Source organism: Planctomicrobium aquicomposti (assembly GCF_051466325.1).
GTDB lineage: Bacteria > Planctomycetota > Planctomycetia > Planctomycetales > Planctomycetaceae > Planctomicrobium.
In genome coordinates, this window is the sequence record NZ_CP195792.1 from 2,120,666 (window position 1) to 2,140,970 (window position 20,305).

At 58.8% G+C, this 20,305-nt stretch carries 20 protein-coding genes; 12 read left to right on the plus strand and 8 right to left on the minus strand.

The window, feature by feature from the left end; all coding sequences use genetic code 11:
- Positions 1–23 precede the first annotated feature (23 nt).
- Complete coding sequence (locus tag SH664x_RS08095) at positions 24–1,043, minus strand: KpsF/GutQ family sugar-phosphate isomerase (RefSeq protein ID WP_437206556.1); 1,020 nt, start codon at positions 1,041–1,043, stop codon at positions 24–26.
- Between the two features lie 272 nt (positions 1,044–1,315).
- Between SH664x_RS08095 and SH664x_RS08100 the strand changes: the two genes are divergently transcribed.
- Positions 1,316–1,591: a hypothetical protein gene (locus SH664x_RS08100; RefSeq protein ID WP_437206558.1), complete on the plus strand. Its 276-nt coding sequence runs from the start codon at positions 1,316–1,318 to the stop codon at positions 1,589–1,591.
- Positions 1,592–1,660: 69 nt separating this feature from the next.
- On the opposite strand, the gene SH664x_RS08105 is transcribed toward SH664x_RS08100, so the two are convergent.
- The 4 genes from SH664x_RS08105 to folB all read right to left on the minus strand — a co-directional run bounded on the left by SH664x_RS08105 (position 1,661) and on the right by folB (position 4,260).
- Positions 1,661–2,599, minus strand: a complete 939-nt coding sequence (locus tag SH664x_RS08105; RefSeq protein WP_437206559.1) for an alpha/beta hydrolase — start codon at positions 2,597–2,599, stop codon at positions 1,661–1,663.
- Between the two features lie 128 nt (positions 2,600–2,727).
- A complete protein-coding gene (locus SH664x_RS08110; protein ID WP_437206561.1) occupies positions 2,728–3,294 on the minus strand; it encodes a hypothetical protein in 567 nt (188 codons plus the stop codon).
- Between the two features lie 77 nt (positions 3,295–3,371).
- Positions 3,372–3,908 (minus strand): 2-amino-4-hydroxy-6-hydroxymethyldihydropteridine diphosphokinase, encoded by a 537-nt coding sequence (gene folK, locus SH664x_RS08115; protein WP_437206563.1) that lies wholly within the window; start codon positions 3,906–3,908, stop codon positions 3,372–3,374.
- A complete protein-coding gene (gene folB, locus SH664x_RS08120; RefSeq protein WP_437206564.1) occupies positions 3,901–4,260 on the minus strand; it encodes a dihydroneopterin aldolase in 360 nt (119 codons plus the stop codon). Before folB ends, folK begins: the two co-directional genes overlap by 8 nt.
- Positions 4,261–4,470: 210 nt before the next feature.
- On the opposite strand from folB, the gene SH664x_RS08125 reads away from it, so the two are divergent.
- The 5 genes from SH664x_RS08125 (at position 4,471) to arfB (ending at position 7,970) form a co-directional block, all read left to right on the plus strand.
- Positions 4,471–4,917: a YkgJ family cysteine cluster protein gene (locus SH664x_RS08125; protein ID WP_437206566.1), complete on the plus strand. Its 447-nt coding sequence runs from the start codon at positions 4,471–4,473 to the stop codon at positions 4,915–4,917.
- A 99-nt stretch (positions 4,918–5,016) separates the two neighbouring features.
- Positions 5,017–6,333, plus strand: coding sequence for a histidine--tRNA ligase (gene hisS / locus SH664x_RS08130; protein WP_437207196.1), 1,317 nt, complete (start codon positions 5,017–5,019; stop codon positions 6,331–6,333).
- Between the two features lie 63 nt (positions 6,334–6,396).
- On the plus strand, positions 6,397–6,792 hold the full coding sequence (locus SH664x_RS08135) for a hypothetical protein (RefSeq protein ID WP_437206567.1): 396 nt from the start codon (positions 6,397–6,399) through the stop codon (positions 6,790–6,792).
- A gap of 312 nt (positions 6,793–7,104) precedes the next feature.
- Complete coding sequence (locus SH664x_RS08140) at positions 7,105–7,410, plus strand: hypothetical protein (RefSeq protein WP_437206568.1); 306 nt, start codon at positions 7,105–7,107, stop codon at positions 7,408–7,410.
- A gap of 104 nt (positions 7,411–7,514) precedes the next feature.
- A complete protein-coding gene (gene arfB / locus SH664x_RS08145; protein ID WP_437206569.1) occupies positions 7,515–7,970 on the plus strand; it encodes an alternative ribosome rescue aminoacyl-tRNA hydrolase ArfB in 456 nt (151 codons plus the stop codon).
- Positions 7,971–8,109: 139 nt separating this feature from the next.
- Here arfB and SH664x_RS08150 read toward each other — a convergent pair whose 3' ends face one another.
- Both SH664x_RS08150 and SH664x_RS08155 read right to left on the minus strand, forming a co-directional pair.
- The gene (locus tag SH664x_RS08150; RefSeq protein WP_437206571.1) at positions 8,110–9,024 is read right to left on the minus strand and encodes a sugar phosphate isomerase/epimerase family protein; all 915 of its coding nucleotides are present in this window, start codon (positions 9,022–9,024) and stop codon (positions 8,110–8,112) included.
- Between the two features lie 73 nt (positions 9,025–9,097).
- Positions 9,098–10,300 (minus strand): substrate-binding domain-containing protein, encoded by a 1,203-nt coding sequence (locus tag SH664x_RS08155; RefSeq protein WP_437206572.1) that lies wholly within the window; start codon positions 10,298–10,300, stop codon positions 9,098–9,100.
- A gap of 588 nt (positions 10,301–10,888) precedes the next feature.
- Between SH664x_RS08155 and SH664x_RS08160 the strand changes: the two genes are divergently transcribed.
- The 3 genes from SH664x_RS08160 (at position 10,889) to SH664x_RS08170 (ending at position 13,747) form a co-directional block, all read left to right on the plus strand.
- Positions 10,889–11,314, plus strand: a complete 426-nt coding sequence (locus SH664x_RS08160) for a hypothetical protein (protein WP_437206573.1) — start codon at positions 10,889–10,891, stop codon at positions 11,312–11,314.
- Positions 11,315–11,362: 48 nt separating this feature from the next.
- Positions 11,363–11,950, plus strand: coding sequence for a DJ-1/PfpI family protein (locus tag SH664x_RS08165; protein WP_437206575.1), 588 nt, complete (start codon positions 11,363–11,365; stop codon positions 11,948–11,950).
- A 471-nt stretch (positions 11,951–12,421) separates the two neighbouring features.
- The gene (locus SH664x_RS08170) at positions 12,422–13,747 is read left to right on the plus strand and encodes a Gfo/Idh/MocA family protein (protein WP_437206576.1); all 1,326 of its coding nucleotides are present in this window, start codon (positions 12,422–12,424) and stop codon (positions 13,745–13,747) included.
- A gap of 166 nt (positions 13,748–13,913) precedes the next feature.
- On the opposite strand, the gene SH664x_RS08175 is transcribed toward SH664x_RS08170, so the two are convergent.
- The gene (locus SH664x_RS08175) at positions 13,914–17,006 is read right to left on the minus strand and encodes a discoidin domain-containing protein (RefSeq protein ID WP_437206578.1); all 3,093 of its coding nucleotides are present in this window, start codon (positions 17,004–17,006) and stop codon (positions 13,914–13,916) included.
- 185 nt (positions 17,007–17,191) lie between these two features.
- On the opposite strand from SH664x_RS08175, the gene SH664x_RS08180 reads away from it, so the two are divergent.
- The 3 genes from SH664x_RS08180 to SH664x_RS08190 all read left to right on the plus strand — a co-directional run bounded on the left by SH664x_RS08180 (position 17,192) and on the right by SH664x_RS08190 (position 20,208).
- Positions 17,192–17,989, plus strand: a complete 798-nt coding sequence (locus SH664x_RS08180) for a TatD family hydrolase (protein ID WP_437206580.1) — start codon at positions 17,192–17,194, stop codon at positions 17,987–17,989.
- A 156-nt stretch (positions 17,990–18,145) separates the two neighbouring features.
- On the plus strand, positions 18,146–18,340 hold the full coding sequence (locus tag SH664x_RS08185) for a transposase (protein WP_437206582.1): 195 nt from the start codon (positions 18,146–18,148) through the stop codon (positions 18,338–18,340).
- A gap of 1,475 nt (positions 18,341–19,815) precedes the next feature.
- Complete coding sequence (locus tag SH664x_RS08190; protein ID WP_437206584.1) at positions 19,816–20,208, plus strand: transposase; 393 nt, start codon at positions 19,816–19,818, stop codon at positions 20,206–20,208.
- Positions 20,209–20,305 lie beyond the last annotated feature (97 nt).

Consider the following 20,305-nt stretch of genomic DNA (forward strand, 5'->3'; position numbering starts at 1 on the left):
CAGCGCTGACGTGGGTGGGCGGATTAATCGCCGGAGTCGGTCGGGAGCCAACCGATCACGTCGGTGATGTCGATCAGGCCAACGATTCTGCGCTGATCATCCACCACCGGCAGTTCGCTGATCTTTCGCTCTGCCAGCAGGTCGATCACATCCGAGAAGATGGCGTTGTCGCGGACGGCGAGGGGGTTTTTGGTCATCACGGTGGCAATCGGCTGGTCGAGGACGCTGTCCTGCCGGGTTTCCAGCAGTCGGGCCAGATCGCTGTCGGTGAAAATGCCGGTGAGAGACTGATCGACGGCCATTAACAGCACCGCGCCGCTCCGCCGACCGGGACGGGCTGCCTGGGTAATGACTTCCCGCACCGTGGCGGAATCAGTGGCGATTCGCAATTGGTCGCGCGGCCGCATGATCTGCGTGACCGGCTTCAGTTTTTGCCCCAGACTCCCGCCGGGATGAAACTTCGCAAAGTTCTGCGGGGAGAATCCGCGTGCTTCGCTGGCAACGAGTGCCAGTGCATCCCCGACAGCCAGCATCGACGTTGTACTCGTGGTCGGGGCCAATCCCCACGGACACGCTTCACGGACCGGGCCGATTTCAATCACCACATCGGAATGCGAGGCCAGCGAGTTCTGATCGGTCGCGGTGATGGCGATGATGCGGACTCCCATTGACCGGATGGTGGGAAGAATCGCGAGGATTTCTTCGGTTTCACCGCTGTTCGAGAGGGCGAGCAGAATGTCGTTGGCGTGCAGCGATCCGAGGTCGCCATGAACCGCTTCCGCGGGATGCAGGAAATGAGCTCGCGTGCCGGTCGAGGAGAGGGTGGCAGAAATTTTCTGACCGATGAGTCCTGCTTTTCCCATCCCGCAGACGATGACACTGCCCGTGCAACCGAGCAGCATGTCGACGGCCACGCAGAAACTGGCGTCCAGTTGACGCGACAGTGTCTGCAGAGCTTCGGCTTCCTGCCGGATAATTCCCCGACCGGAGCGCAGCTGCTCCATCTGATTAAACGGGATGACTGATTTTTCCGCAGCGCTCACCGGGGCATCCTGCACGAGGTCTGAAGCGGAGCGATGCTTCCTGCATCGCAGCAAGGGGTAGTGTACCCCCGGTTGGAAAAAATGGTCAACGGGGATTCCGCAGTGGCTGGAGTCGGAGGAGGGCTGTCTGCCTGCAGCGTAAACTGCATGCGGGTAGCGGCTTGTGTCGAATCTGCGGGCGGGGTGGCCGGGGTCACGGCTGGCAAACCGGTGCGCCCCCTGTCGCGGGAAGAAAGCCTGCGGTTGGCGGAGGCGACGTTGATCCCGGAGAAGTGACTTGCAAGAATAGCCGACTTCCCGATGAATTTCTGACGTATCTCCGTTTTGGAAAGTCGATTCCGATGCCACTGAAGGAACATGTGTTACAACGGCAACTGGCCCGCGCTCAGGCACATCTGAGCACGGTCGAAAAGCGAATGGAAAAGGTCGAGCAGCGCAAGCATGCCAAATGGCGCCGGGCTCAGGCCCGGATCGATCAGATTCAGGCTCGGCTCGCTAGCCGGGCTGGTTCCGCCGGCAGCGGAGAAGCCGCTGCGGAAGAGGCTTGATGACGCAGTCGGCTGCGGGGAGTCGTCCGCTTTGACGACTCCCGCAAGACCTCACTCGAGGTTCACATCTCAGTGTCCTGGCTCGCCGGTCGGCTGAGGCAGAATCCCGAGGTCATCTCTCATCCACTCAATGCAGCGCAGGGGCCACTTCCCGAAGGGAATCCCATTGCGGGAACTCATCCCCCCTCCGTGGACACCCTTTCCGTAAATGTGCATCTCCACCGGAATTTTCGCTTCGAACAGGGCGTTGTAGAACTCGACCGTCTGTCGCGCATGTGAGGCATCGCCGATTCCCGGGCAGACAAGAAACGTCGGCGGAGCATCAGACGGAATCTTGCTGAAGTCCCACGGTTTCCATCCCGGATAGATCAATATCGAGAAATCGGGTCGGGAACTCACCCGGTCAAGCGGGTCAACAGCGTCGGGGTTACCGGGCCGGTAATTGACTGTAGCACGTGCCCCCTGTGCTCCTCCGGCGGAAAATCCCAGGATTCCGATCTTGTCGGGGTCGACACCCCAGGCTTTGGCATGGGCGCGGACCATCTGCATCGCCCGGAGCGTGTCCGCCTGCCCTTCGACACCCGCCTCGTAGGGCTGGATCCGGTAACGCAGAACAAATGCCGTGATTCCCTGTGAGTTCAGCCAGCGGGCGGGCTCATGCCCTTCTGATGAGATCACGATCCGGCGATTGCCCCCGCCCCCCGCCACGATCACGCCGATGCCAGTCCGCTTGTCATCGGGTGCCGGCCACACTTCAATCGACGGGTTGTGAATGTTCTCCACAGCCTGGACTTCATCCGGGACGTTCTTCCTCATCGTCAGTTTTTCAGCGAGGTCCGTTCCCCGCACGACCAGCTTCTCGGGGGGCCACAGAAGGACAACCTGTTTCCCGGGAGCGAGGGGGCGCGGCACTTCGACTGCAACGGCCTGCCCAAACGCCATTCGGCTGACAAGTGTGACGAGAGTCAAGACGCTGAACTCGATTCGCGAACAACGAGCGCGGAGCATCGTTCATCCTCGGGAATAGGGTGGAACTATGAGGCAGGACGCAACGGGCACTGCCTGAACAGGCAACTCTGCAAATTCAGGCAGTGATCAGGAGGTCGTGATCACGAGGCAGTTGTTTTCCGCGTCAGTCAGTTTGCTTCGTAGGGAGTTTCTTTTTCCGCGGAGGCACCGATCGACTGACGCAACGCCTCGGCCGCAGCAGCGACCGTCTTTTCAGGTCCGGTCAGCTTGAGGAAGAAATTGCCGTGATCGGGAGTCTGCAGCATGACGCCGATCATCTTGTAACCGGGAGCCGGCTTGGTCTTCATCGCCATCGGAGGGCCATCCGGTTTTTTGTAGGTCCCAGTGAGGTCCGCTAGAATGTAGGTGCCCTGTTCGCACTTTCCCTGCGTCATCTTGGCGGCGCGTCCGGTCGCTTCGAATTGCTCGACCCAGCGCCCGATATTGGCAGCCACGGTCCCGCCGAACGGACCGGAGACCACCAGTTCTGCCGGTTCACTGTCCCCCTCCACCGGATCGATCGCAAATTGAGCCAGCCGGAAGTTGGAACTCAGTTGTTGCTGCTTCCAGCTCTTGGGGACGTTGAGAGAGATATCCTTGGCTTTCACGTTGACGGTCTCTTCGGCCTGAAGGGCCAGCGGGAGAGCCAGAACTGCAATCAACGCGACAGCACGAACGCGGTCTAGAGCCAGCATGAGGCAACCTGTCAGTTAGAAAGGGCCGGGAGGAATTTGGTCTCGCCTGTTGATTGTTGAGTGCGGAGACCTGCATTTCAATCGTGGAGACCGGCACCGCCCAGATTCAGGTCGGGGCGCGGCACAAGTTGATCCCGCCCGGGACTCAAGAGGGCCAGTTCCCCAAGTGTGTGTCCGGTGAGTGGGACCCAAAAGTTCGCATCCAGTTCAGCCAATGGAACCGCCAGGAATGGCCGGTCCCTGATTGCCGGATCGGGAATTGTCAGGAGGGGCGTGGACACGACAACGTCTTCATAGATTGCGATGTCGAGATCGATCGTCCGGGGAGCATTCTTATTGTCGGGATCACGCACCCGACCGAGGTCCGACTCAATGCGACGCAGCAGGCTGTGCATTCGTTCGGGGGGGAGATCCGTGGTCAGCAGCACCGCCGCATTACAGAAACGGGCTTGCTGCAGATAACCGACAGGCTCCGACTCCCAGACCGAAGAGACTTTCAGAACCCTGGCGATCGACCGGAGTTTGCGGACAGCGGCGGGGAGGTGTCTCTCCGGATCGATATTGGATCCGAGAGCGACAAACACCCGGGATTCGCCGAGGATCGACTCAGTCATGGCGGCTGCGCTCAATCTGAACCCCCACCGTCCGGGCGAAACGGAGGGCTCCCGGCTTCTCGACGGTCACCCAGACCCGCTGGACCCGATCATTCTTCAGGCACGTGGCGGCGATCGCTTCCGCGAGACGTTCCACCAGCAGAAAACTGGATCCTTCCACAAGTTCGATGATCTGCTTGCACAATGTTCGGTAGTTCAATGTCTGTGCGATGTCATCGCTTTCACCGGCGGCGCGCAGATCGGTTTGCAGGCGGAGGGAAATGACGACATCCTGGCGGTTCTCCCGTTCTTCGGGATTGATCCCGATGATGGTGCGCAGCAGCAGGTCTTTGATCTCAATGGAATCGGGCATGTCGGGTTCCAGTTGTCGAGCGATTCAGGCCTTTATACCCGTTGCGGGAGTGAACCTCAAATTTCGTCCGCCGTGGTGACAACAATCGAACCAAAATTCGCCAATTGACCCCGATCGCAGACGAAGTTGCCCCGCCGGCAGGGCGGGGGAAGTTGACCTGACCGGGTGTGCGGGTACACTCGCTGCTTCGTCACCCACCGAGGAAGAGAGATGTCGGCAATCAGGATGCGCAAAGAAGACCTGCCGGAAGGGGAGGTGCTCTGCAGTTACTGCACGGCCAAATGCTGCCGGTATTTCGCCCTGCCGATCGACACTCCCGAAACCTATGAGGATTTCAGCCACCTGCGGTGGTACATGCTGCATGGTCGAGTGGCCCTGTTTGTGGAGAACGAAACCTGGTTTCTGATGGTCTACGCCGACTGCAAGCACCTGCGTTCGGACCACCTGTGCGGAATCTACGAAGACCGCCCGCAGATCTGCCGGAGTTACTCGACCGACAATTGCGAGTATGATGACGATGCGGTCTACGACAAATATTTTGAAACCCCGGAACAGCTGTGGGAATACGCGCTCGCCATTCTGCCCATGCAGACCGAACGGCGATTCTCGACCAGGCCTGTCCCGGTGAAAGACGTCCGGTTGCCGGTCATTGCCTGAGACCGCACGCAGCGTCAGTGCGTGCCTGCCTCGGGTCCTCAATCCCATGAATCACTCTGGAGCTGACGCCCCGGTCGGCGGTGAAATCTCGTGTCTGAACTGATCAAAGCACAAACCCTTAAGGGCTTTCGTGACTATCTCCCCGAGGCGATGCTCGCGCGTGAGCATCTGATGGAGACGGCGCGGCGGGTCTATCGCAGCTATGGATTCAGCCCTATCGATACGCCCGCGCTGGAATATGCGGAAATCCTGCTGGGCAAGGGGAGCGATGAAACAGACAAGCAGCTGTTTCGCTTCATTGATCAGGGGGATCGTGATGTCGCCATGCGGTTCGACCTGACGATTCCGTTTGCCCGCTTTGCCGCCCAGAACATCGGCGTCTTGGGGACTCCTTTTAAGCGCTATCACATCGGAACCGTGTGGCGCGCGGAGAAACCTCAGAAAGGACGCTACCGCGAATTCATGCAGTGCGATTTCGACAGCATCGGCACCGAGGCCAATGCGTCCGACATCGAAACGCTCATGGTGATTCACGACCTGATGGAGGCGCTCGGCTTTTCATCCTTCACGATTCGCGTCAATCACCGTCAACTGCTCAACGGCCTGCTGGAGAAACTCGGATTGGCGGAGAAGTCTGTCGGTGTCCTGCGGGCGCTCGACAAGCTGCCCAAGATCGGCCGCGCCAAGGTGACTGAAGAGCTGGTGACGCAGGTCGGAATCTCCTCCGAGAATGCCGAACAGGTCCTCAGTTTTGCCGGACTGAAAGGGACACCGCAGGATATCCTCGATCAGGTGGCTCCGCTGGTCGCGGGGAATGAACGGGGGGAGGATGGCATCGCCAAGTTGCGGGAGCTGTTCGACGTCTGCCGGACGGCGGGCCTTCCCGAAGAACGCATTGCGCTGGATGTCTCGATCGCCCGCGGACTCGATTATTACACCGGGACCATTTACGAAACGTTCCTCGGTGACCTGCCCGGAATCGGCAGCGTCTGTTCCGGGGGGCGTTACGACAATCTGGCGGGACTCTTCACCAAAGAAAAACTCCCGGGCGTCGGCGCCAGCCTCGGCCTCGATCGACTGTTGGCGGCGATGGAAGAACTTGGGCTCGTTCAGCAACTCTCGACGTCCGCGCAGGTGCTGGTGACAATGTTCGACGAGTCAAGGCTGGCGGATTACATGCGTCTGGGGCGGACGTTGCGCCGCTCCGGTATCTCCACCGAGGTTTATCCGCTGGCTCGCAAACTGCAAAAACAACTGCAGTACGCCAATCGCAAGCGGTTTCGTGCAGCGGTGATTGCCGGGTCGAACGAGTTCGATCGCGGAGTTTGGACGGTGAAAGATCTGGAAACCGGAGAACAGCATGAAGTCTCTGATTCCGGTCTCGTGACGCTCCTGCATACGATCCTCAGTCATTGATCCACTCAGAATTTGAGTCACAAGCAGCCCGCCGCTGGTCTGTGGAGAAATCGGAAACGGACGATGTGGGCGATTCATCGAATTCGACTGCAGGGACCGTGGGAGGTGACTCCTCCCGGGGCAGCTTCCGACCATTGGGAAACGCTGCAGATTCCCGCCACGTGGGAAGAGGCGTTCGGGGAGCGGCGCGGACCCGTGACATTTCGCCGTCGCTTCAATGCACCCACCGGACTGGAAGACGGTGATCGGCTTTTTATCCGTCTGCCGGAAGATTGTGGCTCCGTGCAGCGGCTGTCGCTGAATGAGGAGGAGCGATCTGCCGGAGCAGAGGAACTCTGGCAGTTCGACGTGACCGAGGCAATTCGTCCGTTCAACCTGTTGCAGTTCACTCTGGCAGGAGAAAGCGATGCCCGGGGTCTCTGGGCTCCGGTCCAGCTGGAGATTCATACAAGGAAATGAGACGGCCGCGATGGCCTCGTCTCTCCGTTCATCTGGACGTGTCGTCTGTGAGGAAGTTAAGGTGCATCCTGCGGCAGCGCATTGCTCCAAAGTATAACCGGAGGACCGGAGGATCTTCCGCCCCTCTGAATTCCAGAGCGACAAAATCGGATCGAGATTTAAGATGACCAACCGCGGCGCGGACCTCAACTTTCCCGGAAAGCGGGGCCCCTGCTCCGCGGGCACTGGAAAGAGCAACCTGCTCTCATAGAGATTATGTCCGAGCTCCCTCCCATCACTCACAAGCGCAGGTCCAAATGGACCCCTTGGCTCATGCTGTTTGCAGGGCCGGTGCTGTTGGCAGTCCAGATCGTTTCCACTGAAGTGATCAGCCCTTGGGCTTGCACCGAGGGGCAGTTCTGGGTGATCGATGCGATTACAAGTGGATGTTTGCTGATCACCGGATTTCTGACCTGCCTTGGGTTCTGGCCCGGGGGAGCCGGGGAAGAAACAACCGATCGTCCCGTGCCCAAGCCGGACCGCTTCTGGCTGGCGGCAGGGGTTGTGAACTTCCTCTCCTCCGTGTTGATCATTATCAAGTGGATGGCAATGATTCTCGACAATCCCTGCTGGCGGTGAACCTGCGGGGAACGTGCGCTGTCGTCTTTCTTGCACACCGATTCGCCCGACTGACGGGTTCGCGGCTTTTCTCTCGACACAGAATCGGGAATGGAACGGCTGAGTTGAAAACTCCCGGGGAATGCACACTGACGACGCATCTGGAAATCAATGAGCAGCTTTCGGTTCCGCTGGAGGAACTGAGCTTCGCGTACGTCCGCAGTTCCGGTCCCGGGGGGCAAAACGTCAACAAAGTGAATTCCCAGGTGCAGCTGAGCTGGAATGTCTCGACGACAACAGCCCTCCCGGCAGATGTTCATGAGCGGCTGAAGTCGGCTGAGAAGGGCCGGATCTCCAAGGCTGGGATCCTCAGAATCGATTGCCAGACGTCTCGCGATCGGGAGAAGAATCGTGCGGAATGTCTCGACCGGTTGAAGACGATGATCATGGCGGTCGCGAAACCTCCGAAGAAGCGCCGAAAAACCCGTGCGACCAAGGCGTCGCGAGAACGGCGGCTGCAATCCAAACAGCAGCGGGGTGACCTCAAACGTTCACGACGCAGCCCTCGTCAGGACGATTAAAGCAGGTTGCTTCTTCCTGAGCCCGCGCCGCAAGCGCTTCGTGTGATCAGCTACTCATCTCCCCCTCGCGAGAGCGGGGCCATCAACAGCGAATCTGTTCTCACACCTCGCTGCAGCCGGACGAGTGGCCCCCACTGCTTCACACGAGCAGGCTTTCCAGATACGTGCGCGAGCTCAGGATCAGGTCCGTCGACTGCTGCGTGTTTTCCATGATGGGAATTCCGCGGGGCACGGGATGCATGAAGATCTGGGTCCACCCGTTGAACTCAATGCTCTGCAGCGCCGAGAGCAACGGCCGGAAATCGAGCGTGCCCCGTCCGGGAAGCTGCTTCAGCTCCTGCTCTTTCGGTAACTTCTGGCTGCAACCATCTCCATGCTCCCAGGCGTAGAAGTGGACCAGCTTCGGTCCCAGATCACGGATTAAAGTGGCGATCAACTCGGGGTCCTGCGGCAGATGATAGGGGGCGAAAGCGATTCCCAGTCCGGGTGACTTGGAGAACTCTGCCAGATAGCGGAGTGAATCAGGACTCTCGATCAATGCGTTTCCATGATTCTCAATGGCGATGGTGACGCCGTGGTCTTCCGCGAATTTCACATGCTCATCAAGTTTCTTGACAAAGTTCTGCACCTGTTCCCGCAGCGTGGCCCCTTCTGCCGGCTTTGAACCGCAAACGATCATTTTGCCGCCGAACCGGTTCAGAAACAGCACTTCCTCCTGAAGTTTGAATGGCCCCAGATCATACCGGGTGGTCATGCCGAGCCGGGTGCCATACTGATCCAGCAATTCCCGCAGCTTTTCCTCACCCATCTGCGCCGCTTGTTCGCGTTGATTGCCGTGACGCTTCGGCCAGAGATCGATTGAATCGGCCCCGATTTTGACTACCTCGGGGAGCACCTCGGCCAGCGGGGCCATACCGTAGATGCTGGAAGCCAGACTGTAGTTGAGCGTGAAGCCGGAACGACTCTTTCCGTCCGCATGAGTCAGTGGGCCGCCGAACGTGGCAGCAGCAGCCCCGGTAACCAGTGTTTGACAGGCTTGTCGACGGGTGAGCATGCGATGGGACCGCCATGAGCAAGGAGGGAATCGATCGATGAACAGGCAGAATAGGGTGGGCCAGTTCAAGTCGTCATTCCGCAATTCCTTCTTTCCCTTCCGGATTCTTGTCTCCACGCGCACTGCCGCGATACGAGCCGGGGGTCAGTCCGACCGAAGACTTGAAGCGTTCGCAAAGGAGTTGGGCCGAACCGAATCCGGTCCGACGAGCGATGCTGTCGAGATTCCAGTCGGTCTCACGCAACAGGATTTTCGCCCGCTCGATCTTGATATGGTTGATTTCCGCCTGTGGGGACCGCCCGAGCAGTCCGCGGACTTTTCGCTCAAGTGAACTCCGGGACATCGGCACTTGCTGCAGCACATCCTGGACGGAGATCCCCGCGCAGGCCTGCTGGCGGATAAAGTACAGCGCTTTGGCCAGTTCCCGATCCTCGATGGCCAGAATATCGGAACTCGGACGGACCGTGATCCCCAACGGTGGGACCAGTAGGTGTTCGCTGGGAGGGACGCCACCTGACATCATCGATTCCAGCAGTTCCGCCGCCTGAAATCCGATCCGTTCCGCATTAAACCGGACGCTCGACATGGGAGGAATCGAAACCTCACAGAGAGTTTCATCGTCTTCGACGCCGACGACCGCAACTTCCTCCGGCACTGAGATCCCCGCGCGACGACAGGCATCGAGCAGCCAGAATCCAAGCTGATCTGTGCAGGCCATCACGCCTACCGGCTTGGGCAGCGAGTGCAACCAGTCGACGAGATCTTCCTGATGCCGTTCCCAGTCGGTCGGACATTCCCGATGCCCGGGAGCCTGATGTCGGCTGACCGTAAAACCGGCGACTTCGATCGCTTGGTGAAAGCTGGCCCGTCGCTGTTCGAAGTAGATCTCGGTATTGATGTCGTAGAAAGCAAAATTCCGGAATCCCCGTTCCAGCAGGTGCTCTGCCACCATCCGGCCGACAGCCGCATTGTCGACGCCGATGAATGGGAAATCATGTTTCAGACGCGTTGCCCGCAACTCCACTGTTGGAACGCCGACTTCGCCCAGTAAGTCGGCGGTTTTCTGGCTTCCCGTCCGTGTCAGAATTCCTTCACCTCGCCACGTCTGCAGCCACGCGGGGACATCAGACTCCAAGGCACGGAGTTCGAGAAACACCGACCAGGGACCATGCAGCGTGAGATAGCGCCGTACCCCCAGCAGCAGTCCCCGGCCGTAAGAACGCGAGGTCTCGATCAGAATTGCCACGTGAGGAATATGACGGCGCCCTGGAACCACGTCCGCACCCTGATCAGAGAAATAACAAGAATCGATCGGCCAGTGGCAGCAGCCTCGTCGGTGAAACTCCGGCAGATTGAGTCGCCGTCGTGCTGGTGCGGGAACGAGACCAAACGACCTCTGTGGTTTGCTCCGCGCACGAACAACCATCAAGGATCAACACATATCAGTCTGTCGATGGAACTGCAATTCTCTGCGAAGTGATCGGACTCAATATTTGACAGGCGTCCCTTCCCGAAAATGTCTTCGGCGACGACGTCCTTTGAGTCCTCGGATTTGAAGTCGCTCGTGTGCCCGAGGCCGCAAACGCAAACAAAGCGAGAGTGCCGACGGAGGCTCAGGCTGCGTGACCATGCAGAACCAGCAAGGATCGGCGAGCCTGACAACAACGCTGAATCGATTTACGCAGAATCGGAATGCACCTGTTCATTGAACGGGTAAAACATATCAAGGTGAAAGCACACTTTGAACCGATCTCCTGTCTCAGAGGAACATTCTGCACGGGAGGAGTTCTGCGGGATTCTCGCAGATTCCTCCGGCTGTGGACCGTTCGTTTGCGTTATTGCACTCACACCGGCGGAGTAACCGATGCAGGCACGATGTTGGAGTTTCGGACTGCTGGGCCTGCTGGTCGGTCTGGTGGGGTGTGGCAATCAGGGACCACCTTTGGCAGACGTGACCGGAGTTGTCACTTATCAGGAGCAGCCACTGGTCGGAGCCGCGGTCGTCTTCAGTCCGAAGTCAGACCAGATCGATGCCGGGAATTCCTGGGGCATCACCGACGCCAATGGCCGGTACACTCTCAAGTTCGGAAGATCACGAGATGGCGCCTGGATCGGGGACCACGTCGTGGTGATTGAGCATCCGACTCGGTCCAACTATGACCTCGCTGCGGTCGTCCGCGAGTCCGGGAACGAAATCAACTTCGTGCTCGAACCTCCCAAACGAGGCGAGGTTCGCGGTTCGAAAGAAATGCGAGACTCGGCCGCAGACGTTCCCATTACTGCTCCTTGAACCCCTTACAGCGACTCAGTTCCAGCGAACTCCGGAGACACCGCTCTCATGAATCAGGTTCTTATTATCATTGGTGATGCATCGGAGACGTTGGACACCCTGTACCCCTATTACCGGTTGCAGGAAGAGGGCTTCGAGCCTGTCGTCGCCGCACCGGAGCGTCGCCCTTATCAGATGGTGATGCATGAGGTTCGTCCGGGGTGGACCATTACCAAGGAATGGGAAGGGTATACACTCGAGGCGAAGATCGCTTTCAGGGAGATCAATCCCGATAACTACGACGGCATTTTCTTCAGCGGAGGACGGGCACCTGAATATATTCGTGATGACCCGGATCTGATTCGAATTACCAGACACTTCTTTGACTTCAACAAGCCGATTGCCTCGGTCTGTCACGGTGTGGAAATTCCCGCCCGGGCCGGTTGCGTCAAAGGGCGGCGGATGACAACGGTCAAGAAGTGCCGCTTCGACCTGGAAGTCTGCGGCGGGATTTACGTGGACGAACCGTGTGTGGTCGACGGTAACCTCGTCTCCGGAAGAACCTATCACGACAACGGCGTTTATCTTCGGCCCTGGATCAATCTGCTGCTGGCCGCGCGGGCACTTCGGCTGGAAGGTCGTCGAACCGCGAGTTAGTGCATTTTGACGATTAAACAAGCGGTATTCGCCACGCAGGCATGTGCCTTTGACCAGCGGGGATGCGCGCTGCGTGGTCAGGACAAGCAGCAAACTCCACTGACGTCTGTTCAGGGGAAACGCGACGGCGTTTGAGGGATCAGCCTTGATTGCATTGCAGGTTTTCCGCCGCCACACCGTCGGAAGTCTTTGAGATTCAATCGGGATCCGGCTGTCCGGCTCCTGTTTCCAGCCAGTTCGACTTCATAGCAACGTCAACCTGAACCGGCCCGGCGGGATTCCATTTCGCAGGCTGGCAGCAGCGACCGTCAGCGGGACGGGATCTCACCTGTTCCGCTCAGATGGACCTGTTCGATGAACTGCGACGAACGCCGCTCGATGGCGGCTCGACGCGTTTCCCTCCTCACTGAACCGACTCGCTTCATCACGACTGCAGCAATTGTCTGCAACCAGAAACCGGGAGAACACGTTATGAGTTCCATTCAGGCCAACCGTCGGCAATTTCTGGCTGCCTCCGCGACTGCGGCTGCCGCGATGCTTCCGATCCCCTACACCTTCACCGCAAATGCCGCGGAGAAGACCCTGCCTCGATCTGCGAATGACCGGTTTCGCATTGGCGCGATCGGCATGAAATATCAGGGATCGGTCATCACCGAGAAAGCGCAGGCCCACGGCGATATCGTCGCGATTTGCGATGTGGACAGTCAGATTGCGGAGAAAGCCAAAGCCCAGTTTGGGGGAAAGGCTGACCTTTACGAGAACTATCATGATCTGCTGGCCCGACCCGATATCGATGTCGTCATGATCGGGACCCCCGACCATTGGCATACTCCGATGGTGATCGACGCCTGCCGGGCCGGCAAAGACGTCTACTGCGAAAAGCCTCTCACGCTGACGATCGATGAGGGGAAGCGGATGAAGCACGCCATTCAGGAAACGGGCCGGGTGCTCCAGGTCGGTTCCTGGCAGCGGAGTGATCATCGTTTCCGGATGGCCTGCGAGCTCGTTCGCGCCGGCCGGATTGGTCAGGTCCGCCGGGTCAGTGTCGTTCTGGGGAAGAACAAGACCGGTGGTCCGTTTCAGCCGCAGCAGCCTCCCGCACATCTGAACTGGAATCTCTGGCAGGGGCAGACACCGGATACTCCTTACATTCCGGAACGCAGCCACTACACCTTCCGCTGGTGGTATGAGTATTCCGGGGGGCAGATGACCGACTGGGGAGCCCATCACGTCGACATCGCACTGTGGGGGATCGGCATGGATCGCTCCGGGCCGGTCCAGATTCAGGGGACCGCCGAGTTTCCGGATGTCACGAACGGCTACAACGTCGCGACCCGCTTCTCCGTCCGTTATCTGTTCGAGAATGGGATCGAAATGACCGTCCTCGACTCCGGTCGCAATGGAGTTCTCTTTGAAGGGGATGGGGGGCGGATCTTCGTGAACCGCGAGAACCTGTCAGGCAGGCCGGTCGAAGACCTCGTCAAACAGCCTTTCGGCAACGAGGACTTTGCACTCTACCCGAATGACAATCATGACCGGCCGGACCGGGTGGGGAAGCTCGATGCCATTATCAACCACATGGGGAATTTCTTTGACTGCGTGCAGTCGCGGAAGACACCGATTTCCGATGTGGAGAGCCAGCACCGCAGCGTCTCGGCCTGTCATCTCGCAAACATCTCGATGCGGCTGAAACGGCCTCTGAAATGGGCTCCTGACACGGAGACGTTCGTGCAGGACGATGAAGCCAATACCTGGTTGTCCCGTGAACAGCGGAAGGGATTCGAGATTCCCAGTTAGAGCCATGAGAGCTGATGGATGCGCGGGAACGGGGAGTCGCAACCTGCTCGGACCGACCGCGCATAAAAAAACTCCTCCTCCACAGGGGAAGAGGAGTTTCTGGCGATCCGCACCATGCGCACTCGGTGCTTTCCGCTCCCCGATTCGATCGACATCAACAGTGTCTTCAGCGGACGGATCTGCGGCATCGAATGTCCAGCCGGATCGGAATCGCACGGGCCACCACCTCGTCGTGCTGAAACGTGATCGCCGTGCTGAGAGAATCGTTCGCCTTGATGATCGGTCCCGTCAGGGGAGGACGAATCCGGATTCCTCCCGGCGGGACGTGATCGAGACCGGACACCTCGACTTCGATCTGCCTAGGTGACGGTGAACGGAGTTTGAGATTCAACGGTCCCCAGCGTGTCGGCAGCTGCTGCACCGAGACCCCCTCCGAAGACTGCAACCAGTCACCCGGAATTCCCGCGCCGACGATCAGGGCCTCGCTGACCGGACATTCATACGCCAACAGGGACGTGAACGATAGCATGAATTCCGCTCCAATCCACGTATGCGGCAGGTCACCGAGGTGACCGGGAGTCCGTCTTTTGCGCCACGAGATCTCGGGCCATTGGTTCCACTGTCGGGGACGACGGTCATTGAGATAAAACTGCAGGAGTTCCACCGCTTCGTTACGCATCCCCAGCCGCACCAGGGCGCCGATGATCCTTATTTCATATGCGGAGTAATTCTTCCACGGAAACTCTCCATCGCGTCGACGCCGAAGATCGCTCACAAACAGTTCAAACATCGCCCGCAAGGGAGCTGGGGGCAGGAGTGCGGTTCCGGCAATTTCGATGGCGTTGGCGGTCGCTGTCGGATCGTAATCGGCCCACTCCACTGATCCGGGAACGTAGTCGAGTCCTTTGTCCGCGATGACCAGTTCGAGAGATTCCGTCAACGACCTTTCCAGATCGGCCGCCTGTTCTCTCCAGCGCTGCGAGTCGGTGTGACTGTCGAGTTCAATTGCAATGAGCACCGCATCACGCAATCCCCGGAGCGCCCAGAAGTCGTCCCAGTAAGAATGGACAGGCTGCGCCAGATAGCCTTCATGACTCGCCGATTCCGGTAACAGTCCCCTGCAGGCGCGATGTTGCGGCTGCTGATATTCACTGGTCAGTCGCTGCTTCCTGAGTTTCGTGATGAAATCGGCCGCTTTGCGGACAAACGGCCAGAGCTCCCGCAGAAAGGCTCTGTCTCGCAAAAATCGGAAGACTTCTGCCACTCCGTAGATCAACTGGCCATGACTGTCATGTTCCACCAGCCAGTCTGCCCCGTTGCGATCCACACAGCAGGGAACGAATCCATCCTCGCGCTGAAAGGGGGCATACCATCGCAAAAAGTTGGCGAAAGCATCCTGGTCACCGCTGCGCAGGAGTGCGGTCCCCATGATGACACCGTCCCGAATCCACGAACGTGTGTAGCGGCGGGGCCCCGGTTGAATCGCGTTGCCATCCCGGTTGATGAGCATCTGCCCGGCGGCTGTCTGGAATGTTTCCGCTGCTGCCACGCCCAGAGCGGTCGGGAGTCGAAACTCGACGGAGCCTGTACGCTGCTGGAGAACCCGCACCGCTGACGCATAAGCCTCTCCGCCATTCGTCGCTGCGAGCTCTTTCAATTCGTCACGGGTCAGGCGACCTGCATTGCCGAAGGGGATAGAGAGAAAAAACTCCTGTTCAGCATTTCCCGCGAGTGAAACGTCATAGCGCAGGGCTCCCATCCCCAATCCCGATTGATCGCGGATTGAGGTTGCTGCAGGAAGCTCCCCTTCTGCCAGACGGGCGGTGATGACCTCCTGCTCCAGAGTGCAGGCACCAAAACCGTCAGGTGGTGAGTGAGGCACAACAACCTTCTGCTGGTTGATTCGGACGACTCCTCGCCTCCAATCAAGTTCATGAATCGGACCGATTCCGCCGATCGACTGCCAATGTTGCCACGGGGGGCTGACCTGATGCGGCCGCAACGCCAGAAACAACTTCGCATTGATGGTTCGCGACGTTCTGTTGCGGAGGCGGTAAAGCAGGTGAGCAATCGAGTTGTCCCCTTCACCGGTGGCAAACAGCGTGATGCCCAGCTCCCATTGTTCCGAACGCCAGAGAACGGTCGGAATGGGAAGTCGCTTTTCAGCCAGTCGAACTGATCTGCGGACCTGTGCCCAACTGATGAGTTGCTTGCCCATATACAGGAATGGCTCAATCGAGAATGATCCCCGGTCCGGTTCGGCGAGGCCATCTTCATTGAGCAGCGCACAGGTGTTGCCATCGGGGACCCCGGTGCAGGTCCAGTAACTCTGTTCGCGTAGCAGCGGTCGGGGAAACCAGCCGCGCGGAGAGCGTTTTGCAATCGCGAACAGAAAGTCATCCGGGGTTCGCGAAAAGTCAAATGGCTGGATCTCGAGACGACGTATGGATGAAGGCTGCTGAAAACGGAGCCGCAGGTATCGCGATTCCCCACCGGTGAGCGGAAGATACGTCGTTTTTCCCAGTGCCTGATTGGTCTTTGTCAGTTTCCGCCATTGCTCGCCATCGTCCGAGGCATCGATGGAGACCGATCGTTTTTCGCTCCGCTGGCGCCAGTCGATCACAACCCCGCCATATTCCCGGACTCGATGGAAATCGAACTGCAGCCAGGGCTGCTGATCGGTGCTGGCGGGAGTCCAGCCACTCACTCCCTTGGCCGTGATGCGGACGCTGCGACGCAAGCCTGACGAGGCGGTCACGGTCGGGGGTTGCCGACTACTCCGGTTTTCATAACGGAGATCCTCGAGCCAGATGCTCCCCCGTCCGCCGGCAGTCGAACCGGCATTGAGCACAAACTCCAGACTTCCGAGCCAGCGCGGTGTCCCCCCGCCGTCAGGGCCCCAGGCGAATTCCAGCTGACGACTGCTCAGGTCAAGCGAGGTCCCTTCGGGGACAAATGGAAAGCTCTCCTGTTCCCAGCGCCACACATTTTCCCGGCTTCGGTCGGTGACTTTGAATTCCAGCTTGTAAGGGGCCGAATCTCCTCCAATCCGGAAGTGGAACGAGTAAGCGGGGGGAAGCGGCCGATCGAAGGCCCGCTGAAATCCGACAAACCCCGCCTCGCCGCGAAAGTCGAAATCCAGTCGCAGCCGACTTCCCGCCGACCCGGGTTCGCGATGCAACTCAACCTGAGCCTGTCCGGAAGCAAATGGGCTCCAGCCCGCGAGGGAAGAGAAGTCGTCGAGAATCCGGATGCTCATGTCGCCTCTTCCTGTCGCCAGCCGCGCAAGATCTCACTCCGGCAGCTTAGGACGGAGATGCGGAAAGTCGAGTCCGAATGACTGCGGAGGAGACGGTGCCCGGTTTTCGAGAATTGAGGATTTCCCCAAAACAGAACCGCCGGCAGTGGAGGAATCGGTCAGCGGGGGAGTATGCTGTCGGGCTCATGACCCGTCCCGATTCCAGTACCGCTCCCATGTTGATTGATACCCACGCCCATCTCGATGAGCAGTCTTTTGAAGCCGATCTGACCGAAGTGCTCGAGCGGGCTCGCGCTCAGGGAGTGGAATCGATCTTCACGATCGGAGTGACAAGGGAAAGCAGTCAGGCAGCCTTGCTCCTGGCGAAACAGCACCCGCAGCTGCGGGCAGTCGTGGGAATTCAGCCGAACTATGTGGCCCAGGCCCGGGAAGACGATTTCGAGATCATCGCGGCACTCGCGAGCGATCCGCATGTTGTCGCTGTGGGAGAAACCGGCCTCGACCGCTACTGGGATTCGTCCCCGATCGAGCTGCAGCGTGACTACTTCCACCGACACGTCGAGTTATCGCGGCAGGTGAACAAGCCGTTTATCGTGCATTGCCGCGACGCGGATGAGGATGTCGTCGCGCTCCTGCAGGAAGAAGCGGGAAACGGACCGCTCGTCGGTGTGATGCACTCCTTTTGCGGAAGTCTCGAAACCGCCGAAGCCTGCCTGCAGCTGGGGCTGATGATCTCCTTTGCAGGAATGTTGACTTTTAAAAGCAATCAGCAGCTGCGCGACGTCGCCAAAGCGATTCCACTGGACCGGCTGCTGGTCGAAACCGACTCTCCCTATCTGGCCCCCGTTCCGATGCGCGGGAAACGCAATGAGCCGGCCCATGTGGTGCACACCGCCCGGTGCCTCGCGGAAGTGCATGGAATGGCATTGGAAGATCTGGCACGTCAGACCACCGCGAACACGCGCCGACTTTTTGGTCTGTAGAACCTGGGGTCGTTCTCTTTGAACGAGAGAGCGTGGACATTCAGTCTGGTGCAAAATTCACTTTTCCTTGAGACTGGGTTGATCTCAAGGAGTAGAATCATGAGTCGTCGCCGCCACGAACTGACGGATGCTCAGTGGGAGTAGGTCAAGGACCTGTTGCCCGGAAAAGAGAGCGACCCCGGTCGGACTGCGGCCGACAATCGGCTGTTTCTGGATGCGGTGATTGATGTCTTGAAGACAGGCATTCCCTGGTCGGACCTACCGGCCCGCTACGGCAAGCCCAACACCGTCTGGAAACGATTTGATCGCTGGTGTGCTAACGGAATCTGGGAGAAGCTGTCCAAGGCCTGATCCGATCCCGATCTGGAGGAGTTTCATCTGGATTCCAGCAGTGTCAAAGCCCATCTGGCTCGCAGCCATGATCACAGGGGCGTTTTGAATGTCCGTACCACCTAGACGTCATCGCGTCGCTGACGCGTTATTTGGGCACGAGAGAGCATTCCCCCCCAAGGCCCCCGTCAGTTGGCACCGACGTCACCTAGTCCCGATGTCACGGGTCCGAATGTTCCAACGAATCCCAAGAGTCCAGAAGCAGCTGGCTGGGCCATTTGTGTGTCATTGGATAGGGTCTGCGCTCAAGGTCCCATGAGAGACCACAAAGAATTCCGACAACGTCAGCGCTTGCGACGTGGATGAGTTTCTCGCCCGAATACGGCGGACGCCTTCTTCCCTGTGCGTCCACGGACTCACTCATACGCGAATATTCCCGAAAAGCATCTCGTATCCGAATGCGATCATCAGGGTTCAGCAAACCTTGCGATCTCCAAGTGAAACCCTGGTGCCAGGCCCAACGGTTCCCGCCATGGATCTCAGCGATCAGCTTCTCAATGCGATCTTGTCTCACTGTTTGGCGAAAACAGACAAAGCACAGAACCGATAAGACGATTGCAATGGACGCGACGGCCCATGGCTGTCGCTGAAGCATGCGACAAGCGTCGCCCCAGTGAATCCCTGTCATAGAAGCACACTCGCAAAGCGAATTCTTTCAATGACACATTGTCGACTGAATTCGCTTGCGCTGTCAAGAACTCACGCGGTTCAGGAGAGTGCTGAGCCTCTAAAACTGCAGCAATCGGGGCTCGCTTCTCCGACCGCCGCAACCGTGCGTGGTGACGAACTTGGAACCGTGCCCAGAACAGGCGTGAGAGAAAAGCAGACGACGGCGTTCCGTCACGGATGAGTGGTGGGCACCGGCAAACACCCGCTGCGCCAACCAGACACCGTTCAGGACATGGTCCGCACGTCACGGAACGCAGTTCCTGGCTGAACGTGATTGAACAGTGGCTATAGGACATCACCCAGAACCGGATTCGTCACGGCGTGTTCAACAGCGTTGAGCAACTGCAAGCAGCCATCAAGCAGTACATCGACCACCACAATGCGAATCCAAAGTCGTTCGTTTGGACGAAGAAGGCCGAGGAGATCCTCGAAAAAGTCGCCCGAGCCAGGAAAGCCCTGAATAACATCCCATCTGTGTGAGACACGACACTCGCGCCCTGTGCGTTGGTGAGGTAACCTGCGTCATCTCAACTTTCAGGAAGGTGATGATGCAGCCCTATTCGAAGGAGTTCAGAGGTGACGTCCTGGCTGTCCGCGATGCCGGGGGCGGGATGTGAGAGGTCTCGCTGAAGTTCAAGGTCTGCGAGTCGTGGGACCGCCGCATCGAGCAGGAACGATGGGAGCAGAACAAGACAGCCCCTTGCCTGACCCGCAAACGAACCCCACGTTGGCCTGATGCCGATCGACAGCGGGCCCTCTGGAAATTGATGCAGTCAGGACTGGACCCCGACAAGCTCGTTTTGCTCGATGAAACCTGTGGGAAAACCAACATGCCCCGTCCTCGTGGTCGGACGCCCAGGGGGGAGCGACTGCTTTGTCATACTCCTCACGGACACTGGAAAACCACGACGACCCTTGCAGGCTTAAGGCTGAGCGGCCTGACTGCTCCGCTGGTGATTGAAGGAGCGGTGAATGGTGCGGTCTTTGTGAACTGCGTCCGCCAGCACCGGTCTCCAACGCGGGGGGCATGTGGCATCCTGATCATGGACAACCTCTTCTGCCACAAGGTTGCAGGTGTGCGGGAAGCGGTCGAGGCTCGGGCGCACACGTGGTGTCTCTACCTCCCGACAGCCCGGATTTCAATCCGATCGAGCTGGTGATTTCCAGGTTCAAATGGTTGGTGCGGAGTGCGTGGAGTCGTTGTGGGAGACCTGCGGCCAGTTGCTCGACAAGTTCACTGCCACAGAATGTGCAAAT

What these genes read in the sequence shown, in the direction of transcription:
- SH664x_RS08105 (WP_437206559.1), bottom strand. Translation starts at nt 2,599, where the DNA reads ATGCTCCGCGCTCGTTGTTCGCGAATCGAGTTCAGCGTCTTGACTCTC.
- SH664x_RS08110 (WP_437206561.1), bottom strand. Translation starts at nt 3,294, where the DNA reads ATGCTGGCTCTAGACCGCGTTCGTGCTGTCGCGTTGATTGCAGTTCTG.
- folK (WP_437206563.1), bottom strand. Translation starts at nt 3,908, where the DNA reads ATGACTGAGTCGATCCTCGGCGAATCCCGGGTGTTTGTCGCTCTCGGA.
- folB (WP_437206564.1), bottom strand. Translation starts at nt 4,260, where the DNA reads ATGCCCGATTCCATTGAGATCAAAGACCTGCTGCTGCGCACCATCATC.
- SH664x_RS08125 (WP_437206566.1), top strand. Translation starts at nt 4,471, where the DNA reads ATGTCGGCAATCAGGATGCGCAAAGAAGACCTGCCGGAAGGGGAGGTG.
- SH664x_RS08135 (WP_437206567.1), top strand. Translation starts at nt 6,397, where the DNA reads ATGTGGGCGATTCATCGAATTCGACTGCAGGGACCGTGGGAGGTGACT.
- SH664x_RS08140 (WP_437206568.1), top strand. Translation starts at nt 7,105, where the DNA reads ATGCTGTTTGCAGGGCCGGTGCTGTTGGCAGTCCAGATCGTTTCCACT.
- SH664x_RS08150 (WP_437206571.1), bottom strand. Translation starts at nt 9,024, where the DNA reads ATGCTCACCCGTCGACAAGCCTGTCAAACACTGGTTACCGGGGCTGCT.
- SH664x_RS08160 (WP_437206573.1), top strand. Translation starts at nt 10,889, where the DNA reads ATGCAGGCACGATGTTGGAGTTTCGGACTGCTGGGCCTGCTGGTCGGT.
- SH664x_RS08165 (WP_437206575.1), top strand. Translation starts at nt 11,363, where the DNA reads ATGAATCAGGTTCTTATTATCATTGGTGATGCATCGGAGACGTTGGAC.
- SH664x_RS08170 (WP_437206576.1), top strand. Translation starts at nt 12,422, where the DNA reads ATGAGTTCCATTCAGGCCAACCGTCGGCAATTTCTGGCTGCCTCCGCG.
- SH664x_RS08175 (WP_437206578.1), bottom strand. Translation starts at nt 17,006, where the DNA reads ATGAGCATCCGGATTCTCGACGACTTCTCTTCCCTCGCGGGCTGGAGC.
- SH664x_RS08180 (WP_437206580.1), top strand. Translation starts at nt 17,192, where the DNA reads ATGACCCGTCCCGATTCCAGTACCGCTCCCATGTTGATTGATACCCAC.
- SH664x_RS08190 (WP_437206584.1), top strand. Translation starts at nt 19,816, where the DNA reads ATGCAGTCAGGACTGGACCCCGACAAGCTCGTTTTGCTCGATGAAACC.